This window comes from Pseudomonas putida, assembly GCF_022627325.1.
GTDB lineage: Bacteria > Pseudomonadota > Gammaproteobacteria > Pseudomonadales > Pseudomonadaceae > Aquipseudomonas > Aquipseudomonas putida_X.
Window position 1 is genome coordinate 24155 of the sequence record NZ_JAETZZ010000008.1, and the last position, 18634, is coordinate 42788.

Annotated in this window: 17 protein-coding genes; 12 read left to right on the top strand and 5 right to left on the bottom strand. The window is 63.9% G+C overall.

Going from position 1 to position 18634, the window contains the following annotated elements; translation table 11 throughout:
* Positions 1-265: 265 nt before the first annotated feature.
* From mrdA to JNA92_RS13830, 3 genes are all read left to right on the top strand, one after another.
* On the top strand, positions 266-2158 hold the full coding sequence (mrdA, locus tag JNA92_RS13820; protein ID WP_241805215.1) for a penicillin-binding protein 2: 1893 nt from the start codon (positions 266-268) through the stop codon (positions 2156-2158).
* A 99-nt stretch (positions 2159-2257) separates the two neighbouring features.
* Positions 2258-3565 (top strand): substrate-binding domain-containing protein, encoded by a 1308-nt coding sequence (locus JNA92_RS13825; protein WP_241805216.1) that lies wholly within the window; start codon positions 2258-2260, stop codon positions 3563-3565.
* Positions 3566-3736: 171 nt separating this feature from the next.
* Positions 3737-4801 carry a TerC family protein gene (locus tag JNA92_RS13830; RefSeq protein ID WP_241805217.1) on the top strand — a complete coding sequence of 355 codons (1065 nt, stop codon included), beginning with the start codon at positions 3737-3739 and terminating at the stop codon, positions 4799-4801.
* A 63-nt stretch (positions 4802-4864) separates the two neighbouring features.
* Here JNA92_RS13830 and JNA92_RS13835 read toward each other — a convergent pair whose 3' ends face one another.
* Positions 4865-6094, bottom strand: a complete 1230-nt coding sequence (locus JNA92_RS13835; protein ID WP_241805218.1) for an acyl-CoA dehydrogenase — start codon at positions 6092-6094, stop codon at positions 4865-4867.
* 139 nt (positions 6095-6233) lie between these two features.
* Here JNA92_RS13835 and JNA92_RS13840 point away from each other — a divergent pair, with 139 nt between their 5' ends.
* Together JNA92_RS13840 and JNA92_RS13845 are read left to right on the top strand one after the other, a co-directional pair.
* The gene (locus JNA92_RS13840) at positions 6234-7160 is read left to right on the top strand and encodes a LysR family transcriptional regulator (RefSeq protein ID WP_241805219.1); all 927 of its coding nucleotides are present in this window, start codon (positions 6234-6236) and stop codon (positions 7158-7160) included.
* Between the two features lie 166 nt (positions 7161-7326).
* Entirely contained in the window at positions 7327-8481 is a 1155-nt protein-coding gene (locus JNA92_RS13845; protein WP_241805220.1) for a cysteine desulfurase family protein, read from the top strand.
* A 33-nt stretch (positions 8482-8514) separates the two neighbouring features.
* On the opposite strand, the gene nfsB is transcribed toward JNA92_RS13845, so the two are convergent.
* On the bottom strand, positions 8515-9168 hold the full coding sequence (gene nfsB, locus JNA92_RS13850) for an oxygen-insensitive NAD(P)H nitroreductase (protein WP_241805221.1): 654 nt from the start codon (positions 9166-9168) through the stop codon (positions 8515-8517).
* Positions 9169-9271: 103 nt separating this feature from the next.
* On the opposite strand from nfsB, the gene JNA92_RS13855 reads away from it, so the two are divergent.
* The 3 genes from JNA92_RS13855 (at position 9272) to JNA92_RS13865 (ending at position 11710) form a co-directional block, all read left to right on the top strand.
* The gene (locus tag JNA92_RS13855; RefSeq protein ID WP_241805222.1) at positions 9272-10162 is read left to right on the top strand and encodes a LysR family transcriptional regulator; all 891 of its coding nucleotides are present in this window, start codon (positions 9272-9274) and stop codon (positions 10160-10162) included.
* Between the two features lie 82 nt (positions 10163-10244).
* Positions 10245-11075 (top strand): AraC family transcriptional regulator, encoded by an 831-nt coding sequence (locus JNA92_RS13860; protein ID WP_241805223.1) that lies wholly within the window; start codon positions 10245-10247, stop codon positions 11073-11075.
* A 50-nt stretch (positions 11076-11125) separates the two neighbouring features.
* On the top strand, positions 11126-11710 hold the full coding sequence (locus tag JNA92_RS13865; protein ID WP_241805224.1) for a LysE family translocator: 585 nt from the start codon (positions 11126-11128) through the stop codon (positions 11708-11710).
* Between the two features lie 62 nt (positions 11711-11772).
* Here the strand turns inward: JNA92_RS13865 and JNA92_RS13870 are convergent, their stop codons facing one another.
* The gene (locus JNA92_RS13870; RefSeq protein WP_241805225.1) at positions 11773-12972 is read right to left on the bottom strand and encodes a sugar transporter; all 1200 of its coding nucleotides are present in this window, start codon (positions 12970-12972) and stop codon (positions 11773-11775) included.
* A 212-nt stretch (positions 12973-13184) separates the two neighbouring features.
* Positions 13185-14237 (bottom strand): vanillin reductase, encoded by a 1053-nt coding sequence (gene calA, locus JNA92_RS13875; protein ID WP_241805226.1) that lies wholly within the window; start codon positions 14235-14237, stop codon positions 13185-13187.
* 181 nt (positions 14238-14418) lie between these two features.
* Between calA and JNA92_RS13880 the strand changes: the two genes are divergently transcribed.
* Positions 14419-15324, top strand: a complete 906-nt coding sequence (locus tag JNA92_RS13880; protein ID WP_241805227.1) for an AraC family transcriptional regulator — start codon at positions 14419-14421, stop codon at positions 15322-15324.
* 70 nt (positions 15325-15394) lie between these two features.
* On the opposite strand, the gene thpR is transcribed toward JNA92_RS13880, so the two are convergent.
* Positions 15395-15940 carry an RNA 2',3'-cyclic phosphodiesterase gene (thpR, locus tag JNA92_RS13885; RefSeq protein ID WP_241805228.1) on the bottom strand — a complete coding sequence of 182 codons (546 nt, stop codon included), beginning with the start codon at positions 15938-15940 and terminating at the stop codon, positions 15395-15397.
* Between the two features lie 169 nt (positions 15941-16109).
* Between thpR and lpxO the strand changes: the two genes are divergently transcribed.
* The 3 genes from lpxO to yghU all read left to right on the top strand — a co-directional run bounded on the left by lpxO (position 16110) and on the right by yghU (position 18527).
* Positions 16110-17009 (top strand): lipid A hydroxylase LpxO, encoded by a 900-nt coding sequence (gene lpxO, locus JNA92_RS13890; protein WP_241805229.1) that lies wholly within the window; start codon positions 16110-16112, stop codon positions 17007-17009.
* A gap of 23 nt (positions 17010-17032) precedes the next feature.
* Positions 17033-17602 (top strand): GNAT family N-acetyltransferase, encoded by a 570-nt coding sequence (locus tag JNA92_RS13895; protein ID WP_241805230.1) that lies wholly within the window; start codon positions 17033-17035, stop codon positions 17600-17602.
* A gap of 85 nt (positions 17603-17687) precedes the next feature.
* A complete protein-coding gene (gene yghU / locus JNA92_RS13900; protein WP_241805231.1) occupies positions 17688-18527 on the top strand; it encodes a glutathione-dependent disulfide-bond oxidoreductase in 840 nt (279 codons plus the stop codon).
* The last annotated feature ends 107 nt before the right edge of the window (positions 18528-18634 follow it).

An 18634-nucleotide genomic window follows, 5' to 3' on the forward strand; every position in this document is an offset into this window, starting at 1 on the left:
CAACGCAGATGCATGAACAAATCTTCATAGTGCCTGTGAGCGCCCGGGTTGCGGGGTGAAACGCCGGATGCTCAGTTTTGCGCATGGCAGCTGTCTTGAGCAGAGCCCCCGGCACGCGTAGCATCGCCGCCCCGCATGCTTGTGGGAGCCGGCCTGCCGGCGATTCGAGTGCATGGCACTCGTCTACATCCATGTTGGCTGGCCTGGCGTAGTCGCCGGCAGGCCGGCTCCCACAGGTTCGCGTTCAGCCGACACATCACCGCCCATGCCCCAACCGATCCCTCTCAAAGACCACGAAAAGGAAAAGCACCTGGTCAACCGCCGGCTCCTGGCTTGCGCTGCCCTGGTCTTCAGCCTGGTCGCCGTGCTGATCGGTCGTCTCTACGTGCTGCAAGTACTGCAACACGACCAGCAAAGCGCGGTGTCGGAAAACAACCGCGTACACGTGCTGCCCATCGCCCCCGAGCGCGGGCTGATCTATGACCGCAACGGCGTGGTACTGGCCGACAACAAGCCCAGTTTCGACCTGACCATGACCCGTGAGCGCGCCGGCAACCCGGCCAAGGTGCTCGATACCCTGATCCAGGTGCTGGGTTTGAGCGAGGATGAACGCAAGCAGTTCGACAAGGACCTGCGCCGTGGGCGCAAGCCGTTTGAACCGGTCACCCTGATGGTTGGCCTGACCGAGCAGCAGATCGCCCTGGTGGCAGTCAACCAGTTCCGCCTGCCCGGCCTGGATGTCGAACCGCAGTTCATCCGTGAATACCCGCTGGCCGAGCACTTTGCCCACTCGGTCGGCTATGTCGGGCGGATCAACGAAAAGGAAGCCAAGACCCTCGACAGCACCGAGTACCGCGGCACTCAATCGATCGGCAAGACCGGTATCGAACACTTCTATGAAAGCCAGCTGCACGGCCACGTCGGCTATGAAGAGGTCGAGACCAACGCCCAGGGCCGGGTGATGCGCGTGCTCAACCATCAGGACCCGATCCCCGGCAAAGACATCCACCTCAGCCTCGACGCGCACCTGCAACTGGCCAGCGAAAAGGCCCTGGGTGACCGCCGCGGCGCGGTGGTGGTGCTCGACCCGGCCAACGGTGACGTGCTGGCAATGGTCAGTAACCCAGGCTTCGACCCCAACCTGTTCGTCAAGGGCATCAGTTTCAAGCAATACGCCGCCCTGCGTGACTCCATCGACCGGCCGCTGTTCAACCGCGTGCTGCGCGGGCTGTATGCACCGGGCTCGACGGTCAAGCCGGAAGTGGCCATCGCCGGCCTCGACAGCGGCGTGATCACCCCCGGCAGCCGGGTGTTCGACCCGGGTTACTACGAGCTGCCCAACTACGCGCACAAGTACAGGAACTGGAACCGCAGCGGCGATGGCTGGGTGGACATGTACACCGCCATCATGCGCTCCAACGACACGTACTTCTACGACCTGGCGCACAAGCTCGGGATCGACCGCCTGCACGACTACATGGCCGAATTCGGCCTTGGCCAGAAGGTCTCGCTGGACATGAACGAAGAGGCTTCGGGGTTGATGCCGTCCGCTCAATGGAAACGCGCCACCCGCCGCCAGGCCTGGTACCCCGGCGAAACGCTGATCCTGGGCATCGGCCAGGGCTACATGCAGGTCACCCCGCTGCAGTTGGCCCAGGCCACCAGCCTTCTGGCCAGCAAGGGCGTATGGCACCGCCCACACCTGGCTCTGACCGTGGGTGACGAAACACCGGTCGACCCGAACCCGATGCCGGACATCGTGCTGCACGACCGGCACGCCTGGGACCAGGTCAGCCAGGGCATGCAGATGGTCATGCATGACCCGCGCGGCATTGCCCGCGCCGCCGCCGCTGGCGCGCAGTACCGCATCGCTGGCAAGAGCGGCACGGCGCAGGTGGTGGCGATCAAGCAAGGTGAGCGCTACAACCGCAACAAGACACTGGAGCGCCACCGTGACAATGCCCTGTTCGTCGGCTTTGCACCCGCTGACCACCCGCGCGTGGTCGTGGCGGTGTTGATCGAGAACGGTGAGGCCGGTGGCCGGGTGGCCGGCCCTGTGGTGCGCGAGGTGATGGATGCATACCTGCTGGATGACCAGGGGCACCTGAAACCGCAGTATGCCGGTGATGCAGTACCCAAGCAGGTTCCACACGCCTGAGGCTGCCCGGCAAACTGATCGCCGGCACGCCCATAGTCACATTTCGGTCACGCTACCGTCGTAATCTGCCGGGCAATTCTGTGCCAAAGGTCGCCCGGCATGCTCCGTCCGTTGCTCTTGCTGCTTCACCTGCTCCCGCTGACGGCCTTGGCCGAACCCGTACACCTGCGGGTGCAAGGGTCCAACACCATCGGCGCGGCGCTGTTGCCCGCGCTGGTGCAAGGGCACCTGTGGGCGCAACAGGCAACGGCGATCGAGCAACGCCCAGGCGCGCTGGCCAACGAGACCGTGATCACCGCCGTAGACGCCCACGGCCAGCCGCTGCGCATCGACATCGCGGCGCACGGCTCGAGCACCGGCTTTATCGCGCTTGGCCGTGGCGAGGCCGATCTGGCCGCAGCGTCTCGTCCCATCAACGATACCGAGGTGCGCCAGCTCAAGGCGCTGGGCGACTTGCGTGCAGCCGGCGCCGAGCAGGTGATCGGGCTGGATGGCGTGGCAGTGATCGTCCACCCCGATAACCCCCTGCCGCAGCTCACCACTGCGCAGTTGGCTCAGGTGTTTTCCGGCGCTATCGGCACTTGGGAGCAACTCGGTATCGCGGGGGGGCCGATCCACCTGTATGCCCGCGACGATCGCTCCGGTACTTTCGAGACCTTCAAGGCGCTGGTGCTGGAGCCGCATCAAGGTGAACTGGCCCCCGGAGCACAGCGCTTCGAGTCCGGTGACAGGCTGGCCGACAACGTGGTTGCCGATCGCCAGGCCATCGGTTTCAGCAGCCTAGCAGCCGTGCACGGGGCCAAGGTGCTGGCAATTGCCGAAGGCAACGCGCCGGCCATGCTACCTGAGCGCCCGCAAGTGGCCAGCGAGGACTACCCCCTCTCGCGCCGGCTGTATCTGTATCTGCCCGCCAACGCCAAACCTCAGGCCAAGGCCCTGGCGGAGTTCGCGCAAAGCCCTGCTGGCCAGTCGATCGTCGCTGAGCAGGGGTTCGTTTCACAGCAGATCCGGCCCCTTGCAGTGCCGGCGCAAGCCGACATGCCACCGCGCTACCGCAACCTGGCCCAGCAAGCGCAACGCCTGAGCGTCAACTTCCGCTTCCAGGAAGGCAGTGCCAGCCTCGACAACAAAGCCCTGCGCGATGTACAGCGGGTCGCCGACTACCTGCGTCAGGCCGGCAAGCTGCAGAGCAAGGCGGTGCTGGTCGGCTTTGGCGACCCCAAGGAAACACCAGGCCGCGCCGCCCTGCTCTCGCGCCTGCGAGCACAGGCGGTACGCCGTGAACTGGCGCGCGATGGTGTGGAAGTGCTGGAGGTCACCGGCATGGGCGACGAGCTGCCGGTCGCGGGTAACGAGCTGGAACAGGGGCGCTTGCGTAACCGCCGGGTGGAGGTTTGGGTGTACTGAGGCAGGCCGCCGCGCACGGGCTCAGGCAAAAATTTGTAACAGCACGCCACTCGGCATCACAGGGAAATGGGGCTAGGCTCAAATCCATGTGATACCGGGCCCCTCTGACGGCTGCGCGCCGCCATGTCGGATCACTGTTGCCATGCAACGTCGACAATCAAGGAGGGGCTCATGACAGCTCTACACACCTTTCTCACAACCCCATTTCTCGGCACCAGCACCTGGTTGTGGCTGGTGTTCCTGGCCATCGTCATCGGCCTGCTGGTACTCGACCTGGGTGTGCTGCACCGCAAAGAACGCGAAATCGAAATGCGCGAAAGCCTGCTGTTGTACTCGGGCTATTTCAGCGTGGGCGTGTTGTTCGGCGCGTGGGTCTGGTACGAACTGGGCGCGCAGTCGGCGCTTGAGTTCTACACCGGCTTTTTGGTCGAACAGTCCTTGTCGATGGACAACGTGTTCGTCATGGCGATGATCTTCGGTTTCTTCGCCATCCCCCGCCGTTACCAGCATCGGGTACTGTTCTGGGGCATTCTGGGTGTGGTGTTCCTGCGCGCGATCATGATCGGCGTGGGCGCGACGCTGGTGCAGAACTTTGAATGGGTGCTGTACATCTTCGGGGCATTCCTGCTGTTTACCGGGGTAAAAATGGCGCTGTCGAAAGAAGACAGCCACCCCGACCTGGCCAACAACCCGGTACTCAAATTCGTCAAGCGGCACATGCGCGTGACCGACCAGATTCATGGTTCACACTTCTTCGTGCGCCTCACCCCGCCAGGCGAGAGCAAGGCATTGCGCTATGCCACACCGCTGTTCCTCGCGCTGGTACTGATCGAGCTGGCCGACCTGGTGTTTGCGGTCGACAGCGTGCCGGCCATCTTCGCCATCACGCAGGACCCGTTCATCGTCTACACCTCGAACATCTTTGCCATTCTGGGTCTGCGCTCGCTGTACTTTGCCCTGTCGGCATTGATGCACCGCTTCGTGTACCTCAAGTACGCGCTGGCGCTGGTGCTGATCTTCATTGGCTGCAAGATCTTCTACCACGGCATGGTCGGCAAGGTGCCGGCGCTGCTGTCGCTGGGCGTGACGTTCGGCTTGTTGCTCGGTGGGGTCGTGGTGTCGCTGATCAAGACCCGCGGCGAGAAAGCGGTCGTGGGCGACGTGCAAGGGGAGCAGCTCCCACCCACGCAGCCCGAAAGCGCCAAAAAGGAAGAAGACCCGCAATTGCGGGTCTGATCCTCTGCATCTGCTGCGTACATTGCTTTCAGAACACCGAACAAGCGTTTATCGAGGCCGCGCTCACCGCCCGCTACGCAACATTTCAACCGGCACATATTTGCCGATCTCGTACTTGCCGATCGCCGCCCGGTGCACCTCATCCGGCCCGTCAGCCAGGCGCAAGGTACGCTGCATCGCGTACATGTATGCCAGCGGGAAATCCCCACTCACCCCTGCACCACCATGGAGCTGAATGGCACGGTCGATCACCTTCAATGCGACATTCGGCGCCACCACCTTGATCTGGGCGATCTCACTGCGCGCCACCTTGTTGCCGACCGTGTCCATCATGTACGCCGCCTTCAGCGTCAGCAGCCGCGCCATGTCGATTTCCATGCGTGAATCAGCGATCTTGTCGACATTGCCGCCCAGCCGTGCCAGCGGCCGGCCGAACGCCGTGCGCTCGACCGAGCGCCGGCACATCAACTCCAGCGCCCGTTCGGCCATGCCGACCGAGCGCATGCAGTGGTGAATACGGCCTGGGCCCAGGCGCCCCTGAGCGATCTCAAAGCCGCGCCCCTCACCAAGGATCACGTTTTCGTAGGGCACACGCACGTTCTCGAACAGCACCTCGGCGTGGCCATGGGGGGCGTCGTCGTAACCGAACACAGGCAACGGCCGAACGATCTTCACCCCCGGTGCGTCAGTCGGCACCAGCACCATCGAGTGCTGCTGGTGGCGCGGCCCGTCAGGGTTGGACAGGCCCATGAAGATCATCACCTTGCAACGCGGGTCGCAGGCCCCGGAGGTCCACCACTTGCGGCCATTGATCACCCACTGATCACCGTCACGCACGGCAGTGGCGGCCATGTTGGTGGCGTCCGAGGAGGCTACGTCAGGTTCGGTCATGGCAAATGCCGAGCGAATCTCGCCCCGCAGCAGCGGCTCCAGCCACTGCTGCTTCTGCGCCTCGCTGCCATAGCGCACCAGCACTTCCATGTTGCCCGTGTCCGGCGCCGAACAGTTGAAGGGCTCCGGCCCCAGCAGCGAGCGGCCCATGATCTCGGCCAGGGGCGCGTACTCCAGGTTGCTCAGGCCGGCACCGTACTGCGACTCCGGCAAGAACAGGTTCCACAAGCCCTCGGCGCGGGCCTTGGCCTTGAGCTCCTCCATGATTGCGGTAGGTTGCCAGCGGTCACCTTCTGCGACCTGGCGCTCGAACACTGGCTCGGCGGGATAGACATGGGCATCCATGAACGCGGTGACGCGCTCGCGCAGAGCCTGGACCTTGGGTGAATAGGCGAAATCCATCGGGGCTACCTTCACGGTTCGAAGTACATGGGCAGAGCCTAGAGCAGCACAGCTCAATCCACCTAGTCTATTTTCTGTGTGTATAAACATTCATAACCGATATATGATCGGCCGATAATTCCAACAAAGAGCGGCGCCCATGAACCTCAGCAAGGTCGACCTGAACCTGTTCATCGTCTTCGATGCCATCTATACCGAAGCCAACCTGACCCGCGCAGGGCAGATCGTCGGCATTACCCAGCCAGCGGTGTCCAACGCGCTCTCGCGCCTTCGCGAAACCTTCAACGACCCGTTGTTCGTGCGCACCGCCCAGGGCATGGTGCCGACCCCCATGGCGCAGAACATCATCGGCCCGGTGCGCAACGCCTTGGCGCTGCTGCGCACCTCGGTGCAGGAAAGCCGCATCTTCAACCCGCAGCAGGCCAACAAGACCTTCCGCATCAGCATGACCGACCTGACCGAAGCGGTGATCCTGCCCCCGCTGTTCCAGCGCCTGCGGCGCCTGGCGCCTGCGGTGCTGATCGAGAGCTTCCTGTGCAAGCGGCGTGAAACTACCAAGGAGCTGGCTGCAGGGCGCCTGGACTTTGCCGTCGACGCGCCGTTGAACACCGATCCGCAGGTGCGCCATGTCAAGCTGATGCAGGACCGCTACGTCTGCGCCGTACGCCAGGGTCACCCGCTGGCCGACGCCAAGCTCACCGTCGAGAGCTACCTGGGCATGACCCATATCCATATCTCCAGCCGCCGAAACGGCCTGGGCTATGTCGACCTGGCGCTAGGCAAGATGGGTGTGCAACGCAAAGTCGCCCTGCGCTCGCAGCATTACCTGATGGCTTCCCAGGTGCTGCAACAGACAGACATGGCGATGACCGTGCCAGAACGGTTCGCCCGCCGCCACCAATTGCGCTACCAGCCTTTGCCGGTGGAAGTGCCTGCGCTTGAGACGCACCTGTACTGGCACGAGAGCACCGACCAGGATCCGGCCAACCGCTGGATGCGCGAGCAGATCATCGAGCTGTGCCAACGGGTAGTGGCTGAAGAAGAGCGGAGTTTAGAAAGCACTTGAGCGTCGGCCTAGCTTATGAAACAACCTACGATCGGTCACTTTTGGAGAATAGTTTTCTACAGAAACGGGCAAACCATGAAAACAAGGGCAAAAATTTTCGCAGCGCCCGGGGTACGCTTGCTGTCAGGATCGCCGAACCCGCGGCGACAGCTACGGACCCAACGCCATGCCCAGCGCCCCACTCTATTTCGACTACGCCGCCACCACACCGGTAGACGACCGCGTCATTGAAACCATGCTCACCTGCCTCGGCCGCCAGGTGCACTTCGGCAACCCCGCCTCCTCAGGTCACGCCTACGGCCAGCGGGCTCGCGAGGCCGTGGAGCAGGCTCGCCAGCAAGTGGCCGAGCGTGTCGGGGCGAGCGCTGAAGACCTGGTCTGGACATCGGGCGCCACCGAGTCCAACAACCTTGCGCTCAAAGGCATCGCGCAGGGCATTGGCCAGCCAGGCCACCTGATCACCAGTGCACTTGAGCACAAGGCCGTACTCGATACCGTCAGCGAACTGGAGCGCCAGGGCTGGGCAGTCACCCGCCTGGCCCCGGACGCTGCCGGCCTGATTCAGCCCTACGACGTACAGGCGGCCCTGCGCGAGGATACCCGCCTGGTCTCGCTGATGGCGGTCAACAACGAACTGGGCACCGTCACCGATTTCGCTGCCATTGGCGAGCGCGTGCGTGCCCATGGCGCCCTGCTGCACGTGGATGCGGCCCAGGCGGTGGGCAAGCTGGCCATCGAGTTGCGGGCGATGGCGGTAGACCTGATGTCGTTTTCTGCCCATAAGGTCTATGGGCCAAAAGGCATTGGCGCGCTGTATGTCGGCCCTCGCGCACGCGCCTGGATGCGGGCCCAGATCCACGGGGGTGGCCATGAGCTTGGCCTGCGCTCAGGCACCCTGCCTACCCATCAGATCGTTGGCATGGGCAGCGCCTTCGCCCTGGCCGGCCAGCCTGGCGACAGCGAGCACCAGCGCATCGAGCAGCTCGCCCGGCGGCTGCGCGAAGGGCTGCTGGCCGTGCCTGGGGTCCGCCTCAACGGCTGCGCCCGCCAGCGCGTAGCGCATACCTTGAACCTCTGTATCGAGGCCCCGGGCTTCAACAGCCTGGCGCTGGCCAGTGAACTGGCGCTATCGAGCACCTCGGCGTGCAACTCGGCGAGTCACGCGCCGTCGCATGTACTGCTGGCGCTGGGGCTGGATGAGGCGCAGGCGCGCAAAAGCGTGCGCTTGAGCATCGGGCGGTTTACCAGCGAAGCGGAGGTGGACAAAGCGATCGAGGTGTTCGAACGCACAGTTGCGGGCGCTTCGCTGGCCTTGTGGTGAACCTGGCGTTACCGCTTCCTGCACCGGCCTCCCTCAGAGGAAGGTGAAGACCTTCGAAGCCGGCAGGCGCGATTTGTTCAGCCCGGCATTGAAGTCCGACTCGCTACGGTAACCCAGGCTCAGCACCACCACACTGGTGTACCCCTGCTCACGCAGGCCCAGTTCGGCATCCATGATCTTGCTGTCGAAACCTTCGATCGGCGTTGCGTCCAGCCCATGGGCGGCAGCGCCGAGCAATGCAGTGCCCAGGGCCAGGTAAGTCTGCTTCTCCATCCAGTGCTGCAGGTCTTTCTGGTCGTAGCGGTGCAGGCTCACATAATGGCGACGGCTCTGGTTCTGGCCGGCACGGGCCTGATCATCGCGAAAACGTCCGTCGGCCGCTTCCTGGTCGAGCACGGCGTCCAGGTGTGCTTCGGTCATGTCGGTGCGGGTACAGAACACGATCACATGGGACGCATCGAGGATCTTCGGCGTGTTGTAGGCAAAACCGTCCAGGGTGCTCTTGGCCAGGCGTGTCTTGCCCTCTGCGCTGTCGGCCACGATGAAGTGCCACGGCTGCGAGTTGACCGAGGATGGGCTGTGGCGCAGCTGCTCGAGCAAGGCGTCGATGGTGGCCTGAGGGATCTTGCGCGCGGCGTCGTAGGCCTTGGTGGTGTAGCGGCCCTTGGCCAGAGAAACGGTATCCATGTTGCAACTCCTTAAGCGGAACGGGACGTGCGGCGCATATTATCTTTCCTGCCAATCAAAAAAAGCAGCAAAATGCAGCAACACTTTCACCCATGGAGTGAAAATGCTCCGCATCACCGACCTCGAACTGTTCGTGCGCAGCAGCGCACTGGGCAGTTTCACCGCCGCCGCCCACGAGGCCGACCTGCTGCCCGGGCAGGTCGCCGCCGCCATCAAACGCCTGGAGCGTGACCTCGACGTGCGCCTGTTCGCACGGACCACCCGCAGCCTGCGCCTGACAGCCGAGGGCGAGCTGTACCTGCCTACCGCGCTCAGCGTGCTGCAAAGCCTGCGCCAAGGCCGGGAGAACCTGCACGGCGCCAACAGCACCCTGCGTGGGGTGCTGCAGGTGTCGGCGCCCTCGGACCTTGGGCGCAATATCCTGCTGCCATGGTTGAGTGATTTTCGCCGCGAGCACCCTGAACTGACCCTGCGCCTGCACCTGTCCGATCAGGTCGCCGACCTGTTCCGCGACCCGGTGGACGTAGCCATACGCTATGGCCTGAACGAAGAAGCCAACTACATCGCCCTGCCCCTGGCGCCGTGGAATCGTCGTGTGCTGGTGGCCTCGCCGGCCTACCTGGCGCGTCACGGGCGGCCGCAGACGCTGGATGACTTGCAGCAGCATGCGTGCCTGCTTTACCTGCAACAGGGGCGTATCTACGACAAGTGGCGGCTGGGCAACCGTACCGTTCAGGTGAGTGGCCCACTGTTCAGCGACGATGCCGATGTGGTGCGGCGCTGGGCCATCCTTGGCGAGGGTATCGCCTACAAATCGTGGCTGGATGTCAGCGCCAATGTGGCAACTGGCGAGCTGCAAGTGCTGCTGCCGGAGCACCCGGGCGAACTGAGCCCGGTAACCTTGGTGTGCCCACACCGCAAGCAGCTGTCGCCTGCGGTATCGCAGTTGCATCTATGGCTGCGCGAGCGTTTCGCCGCGCAGCAGCCGCGCTGAAGCCTGCTGTGCACAATTATTCTAAACGCAGGGCGGATTCTGCATTAAGGTGAACTGCCCTACCTTCTGCAGCCTTGCCGCCATGCCAGACTGGATCGACCTCAAGCAAGACGCCGACACCGGCATCGAGTCGGTGCGTGCGCATTTCGTTGGCCACGCCTACGACCCGCACTGGCATGAGAGCTTTCTGGTCGGCGTCACCGAGCAGGGTGTGCAGCAGTTCCACTGCCGGCGTACACGCCATCACAGCACACCCGGGCAGGTGTTCCTGCTCGAGCCAGGCGACATTCACGACGGCGATGCGCCAACGGCAGAAGGTTTTACCTATTCGACCCTGTACCTGGAGCCGACCTGGCTGGAGGCGGAGCTGCGCGTGCTGTTCGAGCAAGCGCCCAGTGACAGCCTGCCACGCTTCGCCGATACGCTGTGCGATGATCGCCAGCTTACCCGCGCCACCACCCTCGCCTTTCAGGCGGTGCATGGCGGGGAGCTGCGCATCGTGCGGCAAACCGCCACCGATGACCTGCTCAGTTGCCTTACCGGCCACCTGCACTGGCGCAAACGCCTGAACCCCGATCCGCGCCTGCCGCTGACCGCCCAGCGGGCACGCGACTACCTGCATGCACACCTCGATCAGGACATCGGCCTCGACGACCTGGCACTGGCCTGCGGCGTAGACCGCTTCCGTCTGACCCGTGCCTTCAAGGCGGCATTTGGCCTGGCGCCGCACGCCTATCTGATCCAGCTGCGCCTGGCGCGCGCCCGACGTCTGCTTGCCCAAGGCCGGACCCCGACCGAAGTGGCCATGGCCCTGGGCTTCGCTGACCAGAGCCACCTGGGGCGCTGGTTCCGCCGTGCCTACCGGCTCACCCCCGCGGACTACCGGCGCCGCTGCTCAAACCTTCCAGACTGACACACAGCAATCGGCCAGCATGGTGCCCTGTTCAATAGGAGCCGTTCACCATGTCGCATTCGTTGTTGCCGTTCATGCTCTTCGCCCTGGTCGCCAGCATCAGCCCAGGGCCGACCAACCTGCTGATCCTAGGCCATGGCGCACGGCAGGGCCTGCGCGCGAGTGTGGCGCCGATCCTGGCGGGTTGCAGTGCGGCGGCAGCGGTCGTATTGCTGGTCGGCCTGGGCCTTGGTGAGTGGCTGATGCGTCACCCGCTGGCCCAGCAGGTGATGAGCTGGGCCGGCGTACTGTGGTTGAGCTGGCTGGCGTGGCGCATTTTACGCAGCGCGGGGCAGCCCTTGGATGTCAGTGCAGCCAAGCCTTTCGGCGCCCTCAGTGCCGCGTCGCTGCAAGTGGTCAACCCGAAAGTGTGGCTGATGGCAGTGGCGGTGATCGGGGTGTTCGCCGCGCCGTCACTGCCGGTGTGGCAATTGGCACTGGTGTTTCTCGTGATTGCCCTGCCGTGCATGACGGCCTGGGCACTGTTGGGGGTCGGAAGTGCACGCTGGTTGCAGACGCCGCAGCGGTTGCTGTGGTTCAACCGAGGGTTGGCGGGCATGTTGCTGGTGTCGGCCTGGGCCGCGCTGCTTGGCTGAGCCGAAGGTAGGCTGTACCGGCCCTGTCGGCAGCAAGCCGACGACAGGGCCGGCACCATTAATCAATGCCGCAGGGCCTCGCGAAAGCGTCGGGTGCTGGCCAAGGCCAGCAGCAACCCGGCCACCGCCACAGTGCCGCCGGCCCACCCGATGGAGGCCACCCCCATCTGGCTGCTGACAATACTGCCCAGTAGCGCCCCGCCGCCAATGCCGATGTTATAGATGCCCGAAAACAATGCCATCGCCACGTCCGTGGCATCGGACGCCAGCTTCAGCGTCTTGGACTGCAGCGACAGGCTGAAGCTGAGGATCGCGACGCCCCAGAACATGCTCAGCCCGGCAAACAGATAGAAGTTGCCTGCCAAAGGCAACAGCAGCAGCAGGCACGCCGCCAGCAAGCCGATCGAGCCTACCAGCAGGCCATGCGGAAAGCGCTCGCTGTAGCGGCTGAACAGCACCGAGCCAAACACCCCCGCCCCGCCGAACAGCAGCAGCAACAAGGTGATGCGCTCACCACTGATCTGCGCCACCTGCAGGGCGAACGGCTCGATGTAGCTGTACGCCGTGAATTGCGCGGTGATCACCAGGGTCACCAGCACATACGTGATCACCAGCGCCGGGCGTTTGAACAGGATCGGCAAGCTGCGCAGCGAGCCGGAGTTCTGGCTGGGCAAAAGCGGCAGCGATTTCACCAGGCAAAGCATGGTGGCCAGCGCCACCCCGGCAATGCTGAGGAAGGTCACCCGCCAGCCCAACGCTTCGCCGACCACGCGCCCCAGCGGGATGCCCAGGACCATTGCCAGGGTCGTACCGGTAGCCAGCAAGCCCAACGCCTTGGCCTGCTGGCCTGGCGGCGCCACACGCACGGCCAGCGAGGCGGTGATGGACCAGAACACGGCATGGGCCAGGGCGATGCCGATGCGGCTCAGCAGCAGTACCGCAAAACTTTGCGACAGCCACGACAGCAGGTGGCAGACCACGAACACCACGAACACGAACAACAGCAGGCGCCGACGCTCGATATTACGCGTGAGCAGCATCATGGGCAGCGAGGCCAAGGCCACCACCCAGGCATAGATAGTCAGCATCAGGCCGACCTGAGCGGTGCTCATGTCGAAACTGCGGCCGATGTCGCTGAGCAGCGCCACCGGGACGAACTCAGTGGTGTTGAAGATGAAAGCCGCAAGGGCCAGGGCGATCACACTCAGCCAGCTGCCGCCGCCGGCGGTTGGCGGCAGGTTGGTGGGGATGGGTCCGTTCATGGGGCGAATTCTATTCTCCGCAGGCAAGGCGAAAAGACGCGCGTCAGGGGCCAAGTATCGGCCGCGCTGAGGCACGGGTTTGTTATTGGAGGGAATGCCGGCATGGTACGCGTCAACAGCGCACCTCACAACCAGACGCGCGCAGGGGAATGGGCGCCGCCCCCAGACCCGATCGCCCGGAGGGTCTGGGGGCAACGCCTGGCTGGGAAGGATCAGCCCTGCAGCGTCGCCATGTCGATCACGAAACGGTACTTCACATCACCGGCGATCATGCGCTCATAAGCCTGGTTGATATTACGGATATCCAGCATCTCGATATCGCAGCGGATATCGTGCTCGGCACAGAAATCCAGTACTTCCTGGGTCTCGGCGATACCGCCAATCAGCGAGCCTGCCAGCACCCGGCGCTTCATCACCAGGTTGGCCGCGTGCAGCGCCGGGTCGATCGGCTCGATCAGGCCCACCAGGATATGCACGCCATCGAACTTCAGCGTCTCCAGGTACGGGTTCAAGTCGTGCTGCACCGGGATGGTATCGAGCAGGAAGTCGAAGCGCCCGGCAGCGGCGCGCATCTGCTCGGCATCGGTGGAGACGATCACATGGTCGGCGCCTTGGCGACGGGCTTCATCAGCCTTGGCCTGCGAGCGGGTGAACAGGGTCACTTCAGCGCCCAACGCCTTGGCCAGCTTGATGCCCATGTGCCCCAGGCCACCCATGCCAAGAATGCCGACCTTGTGGCCAGGGCCGACGCCATGGTGCTTGAGCGGCGAGTAGGTGGTGATACCGGCGCACAGAATCGGCGCCGCGCTGGGCAGGTCCATGCCAGCCGGGATGCGCACCACGAAGTGCTCGCTGACCACGATGCTGCTGGAGTAACCCCCCATGGTATTGCTGCCATCGACCCGGTCCGGGGTGGCGTAGGTCATGGTCGGGCCTTCCAGGCAGTATTGCTCCAGGTCCTTGGCGCAAGCCTCACAGTGGCGGCAGGAATCGACCATGCAGCCGACGCCGACCAGGTCACCGACCTTGTGCGCCGATACCTTCTCGCCCACCGCCGTGACGCGGCCGATGATCTCGTGGCCGGGCATCAGCGGGTACACGGCAATGCCCCACTCGTTGCGGGCCTGATGGATGTCGGAGTGGCAGACGCCACAGTAGAGGATCTCGATGGCGACATCGTCCGGGCGCGGGCTGCGACGCTCGAAGGTCATGGGCGCCAAGGGGCTGGTCGGGGTTTGCGCGGCGTAACCGATAGCAGTGTACATACAAGACCTCAGGTGACAGTGAAACGATTCAGGCGGTATATTTTCCCCGTCCTCGCCCTGCCCGCCCACAGCAAATCCTCCGAGGTGAATGCCTGATTCTCCGAACCTGGCCTGAGCCACCTGGCGCCGAGCCTCGGATCTGAGATGATGCAAGTGTCTGATTCTCTGCCCATGGTCCATCATGCAACTGACCCGCCACGTCGACGCCAACGCCACGCTGTGCGCCCTGATCCGCAGCCTGGCCACACGCCCGGGCTTCGTGCCCACTCATCTGCCACAAGTCCAGGTGTTGAGCTGGGACCATTACGTGGCCAGCAGCCCGCAGATCTACGAACCCAGCCTGATGATCCTGGCTCAGGGCAGCAAACTGGCGCGCCTTGGCCCGCGCACGCTGGAGTATGGCGCCGGGCATTACCTCGTGCAGGCGCTGTCGGTGCCGTTCATGTGCGAAACCTTCGCCACCGCCGAAGCGCCGTTACTGGGCGTTGCGGTGGACATCGACCGCGGCGTGCTGGGTGAACTGGTACAAAGCATGGCGCTGGCGCCTGACCCTGCAGTGCAGGCGCAGACGCCGCAATCGATGACCTCGGCAGCGCTGGATGCGCCCATGCGCGAGTGCGTCGAGCGGCTGTTACGCTGCCTGCAGGATCCGACAGATGCCAAGGTGCTCGGCCCGGCGCGGGTACGCGAGGTTCTGTACACCGCACTGCGCGGGCCGCAGGCCGGGGTGTTGCGGGCGCTGGTCGAACAGCAGGGGCACTTCGCGCGCATCGGCGCCGCCCTTGCTCACCTGCGTGAACACTACACCGAGCCGCTGAGCGTGGAAGCGTTGGCTGCACGGGCGAACATGAGCGTGTCGACCTTCCACGAGCACTTCAAGCGCTGCACCGACATGGCGCCGATGCAATACCTCAAGCGCCTGCGGCTGCTCAAGGCGCAACAGATGCTGATCGGCGAAGGGCTGGGTGTGGCGCAAGCAGCGCATCGCGTGGGCTACCAGAGCACTTCGCAGTTCAGCCGCGAGTACAAACGCCAGTTTGCCCGTAGCCCGGGGGATGAGCAGGCCTATCAGAGTTTGCCTGTGTGACGGCGGGCAGCCACGAGCACCCCGTCGTGATTGCCGCGCAAGCATGGCGGCAGATCGACCAGTACCCGCCTCAGGGCGTCAACGGCCACTGCGCCAGCGGCAGGTACTGGCCTTTGCGCGATTCGTAGAGCGTGAAGTGCCGGGCTGCGATGAAAAAGTCGGGGGCCACGCTGGCCTCGGGCACCTGGCCGCGAAAGTCCCGTGACAGGGTCAGGTGTGGCCGGTACTCCCGGGCCTGCTCGGCAAACCCCATGGGCAGCAGTGCCTGCTGCAGCCCATAGACGAATTGGCGCAGCGCCGCCGGGGGCTGCTGCGGCTCGAGCACGAGCACGTTTGCCCGGGGCCAGACCTTGAGCTGATCGAGCAGCAAGCGCAGGGGGGCATCGGGACGCGCCAGGTTGTCCACCGCAGCGCAAATCGCCGGCACCTGCACGGCATCCACATCGCCTAGAAACATCAAGGTCAGGTGGAAGTTGGCACTCGGCACCGGTTTGCCACTACGCAGCTGGAGGCCACGTCGCCACTGGGCGATCGCACGCTGCTGGGCGTCGGTGACCGGCAGGGCGAAAAACAGCCGTTTGAAGGGGGCGCCAGTGAGGCGCTGATCCTGAACCATGCGTGCTCCTTTACGTTAAACGTTTGCGCATACTGCGGCCATTGCACCTTGGTCGGCCGCAAATCTCGCCAACCACGGTGCAAACTATCTGTACAAACTCCCCCCATGATTGTTTATGCTGGCGGGCTTATGCCATGGCGCATGGCCATTTTTCGACAAGTAATCGTCCATGAAAATTGCACTCGTACTCATCTTCGCCCTCTCGATCGCCTATGTTCATCTGCGCGGTCGGGTACGCCACAAGCTCACCCGCCAGTTGGGTGACCACTCCAGTTTCCTGGCCCCGGTCAACAGCTTGCTTTACCTGTTCTCCAGGCACCCGGCCAAACCCTACCTGCCGGTCGAAGCCTTCCCCGAGCTGCAGCCACTGAAGGATCACTGGCAGGAAATCCGCCAGGAGGCCCAGCAGTTGCTGCATGTTGGCGAGATCAAGAAGTCCGACAATTACGACGACGTTGGCTTCAATTCCTTCTTCAAGACCGGCTGGAAGCGCTTCTACCTGAAATGGTACGGCGAAAGCCACCCGTCTGCGATGAACCTGTGCCCACGCACCACCGAGTTGCTGCAAGGCATCGGCTCTGTCAAGGCAGCCATGTTCGCGACCTTGCCGCCGGGCGCCAAGCTGGTGCGCCACCGCGACCCGTATGCCGGCTCGTACCGCTACCACCTGGGCCTGGACACGCCGAACGACGATGGCTGCTACATCGATGTGGATGGAGAGAAGTACTCATGGCGTGACGGCGAAGCCGTGGTGTTCGACGAGACCTACATCCACTACGCCGCCAACACCACCGAGCACAACCGGATCATTCTGTTCTGCGACATCGAGCGCCCGTTGAAATACCGCTGGGCGACGGCGTTCAACCGCTGGTTCAGCCGCAATGTCATGGCTGCCGCGGCAGCGCCGAACAATGCCAATGACAAGACTGGCGGCATCAACCGCCTGTTCACCCGGATCTACAAGATCCGCGAACGGGGCAAGGCACTGAAAAAACGCAACCGCATGCGCTACTACCTGGAGAAGTGGCTGGTGGTGGCGGCCTTGGTTCTGGTGTTCATCTATATCTGAATGGGCCGGGAGCCTTTGCCGCCATGATCCACATCCGCCCCATGACGCCCGAGGATTTCGAGCGTTTCTGGCCCACCTTTCAGGCCGTTGTCCAGGCCCGCGAAACCTACGCCTACGACTCTGCCCTGAGCTTCGAACAGGCGCGCCAGCTATGGTTGGAGCTGCCCTTGCGCACGCTGGTGGCCGAGCAAGACGGTGTGTTGCTGGGGTCGTACTACCTCAAGGCCAATGCCGCGGGCCCCGGCGCCCATGTCGGCAACTGCGGCTACATGGTTGACGAAGCCGCCCGTGGCCGTGGCGTGGCCAGGCTGATGTGCGAGCATTCACAGAAACTGGCGCGCCAGGAAGGCTTCCTGGCGCTGCAGTTCAACTCGGTGGTGGCCAGCAATGAAGTGGCCGTGGCGCTGTGGCACAAACTGGGCTTCGAGACCGTCGGCCGCTTGCCCAAGGCTTACCGCCATGCCCGCCTGGGCCTGGTGGATTGCCTGGTGATGTACAAATGGCTGGCCGACGAGCCGGTAGTGGAAAAACCGCCGCTGCTGATTGGCCGCAAGAACATCGAGGCGCGCGTGTCGCGGCGGCGTGGGCGCTAGGTGCGTTGCACTTTTCTGCGAACCCGTGGCATAGATGCAGGTCAACGCCTGTATGTGACCGTTTGCGCCACTCAAGGAGCCCCGCATGAACAATCCCCCCTACGTTCCACCCAAGGTCTGGCGTAACGAAGCTGCCTCCGGCGGCCAGTTCGCCAGCATCAACCGCCCCATCGCCGGCCCTACCCACGACAAGGCGTTACCTGTCGGCAAGCATCCGCTACAGCTGTACTCGCTGGCCACCCCAAACGGTGTGAAGGTCACCATCCTTCTTGAGGAACTGCTGGCTCTGGGCCATAGCGGCGCCGAGTATGACGCCTGGTTGATCCGCATCGGTGAAGGTGACCAGTTCTCCAGCGGGTTCGTTGAGGTCAACCCCAACTCGAAGATCCCCGCCCTGTTCGACCGCAGCGTCGAGCCAGCGGTGCGGGTATTCGAATCGGGCTCGATCCTGCTGTACCTGGCCGAGAAATTCGCGGCCTTCCTGCCCAGCGGTGCGGCTGCGCGTACCGAAACCCTGAACTGGCTGTTCTGGCAGATGGGTTCGGCGCCTTATCTGGGTGGGGGCTTTGGTCACTTCTACGTGTATGCCCCGGAAAAGTTCGAATACGCCATCAACCGCTTCACCATGGAAGCCAAGCGCCAGCTGGATGTGCTCGAACGGCGCCTCGCGCAAAGCCGCTACCTGGGTGGCGACGAGTACAGCATCGCCGATATCGCCGTATGGCCGTGGTATGGCCAATTGGTGCGCGGCAACCTGTATGACGCAGCAGAGTTCCTTGCCGTGCATGAATACCCGCAGGTGCAACGCTGGGCCGAGGAAATCGCGCAGCGCCCGGCCGTGCAGCGAGGCACCCGGGTCAACCGCACTTGGGGGGACGAAGCCAGCCAGGTGCCCGAGCGCCATTCGGCAGCGGACCTGGATTAAACACGTGAGGGCCGCCTGGCGGCCCTTCGCCGGGCACGCCGGCCGCCGCAGTGCCCTACAATGCCCCGCTGCAAAAAACCATTTGCCCCCGCGCAAACCTGCTTCCG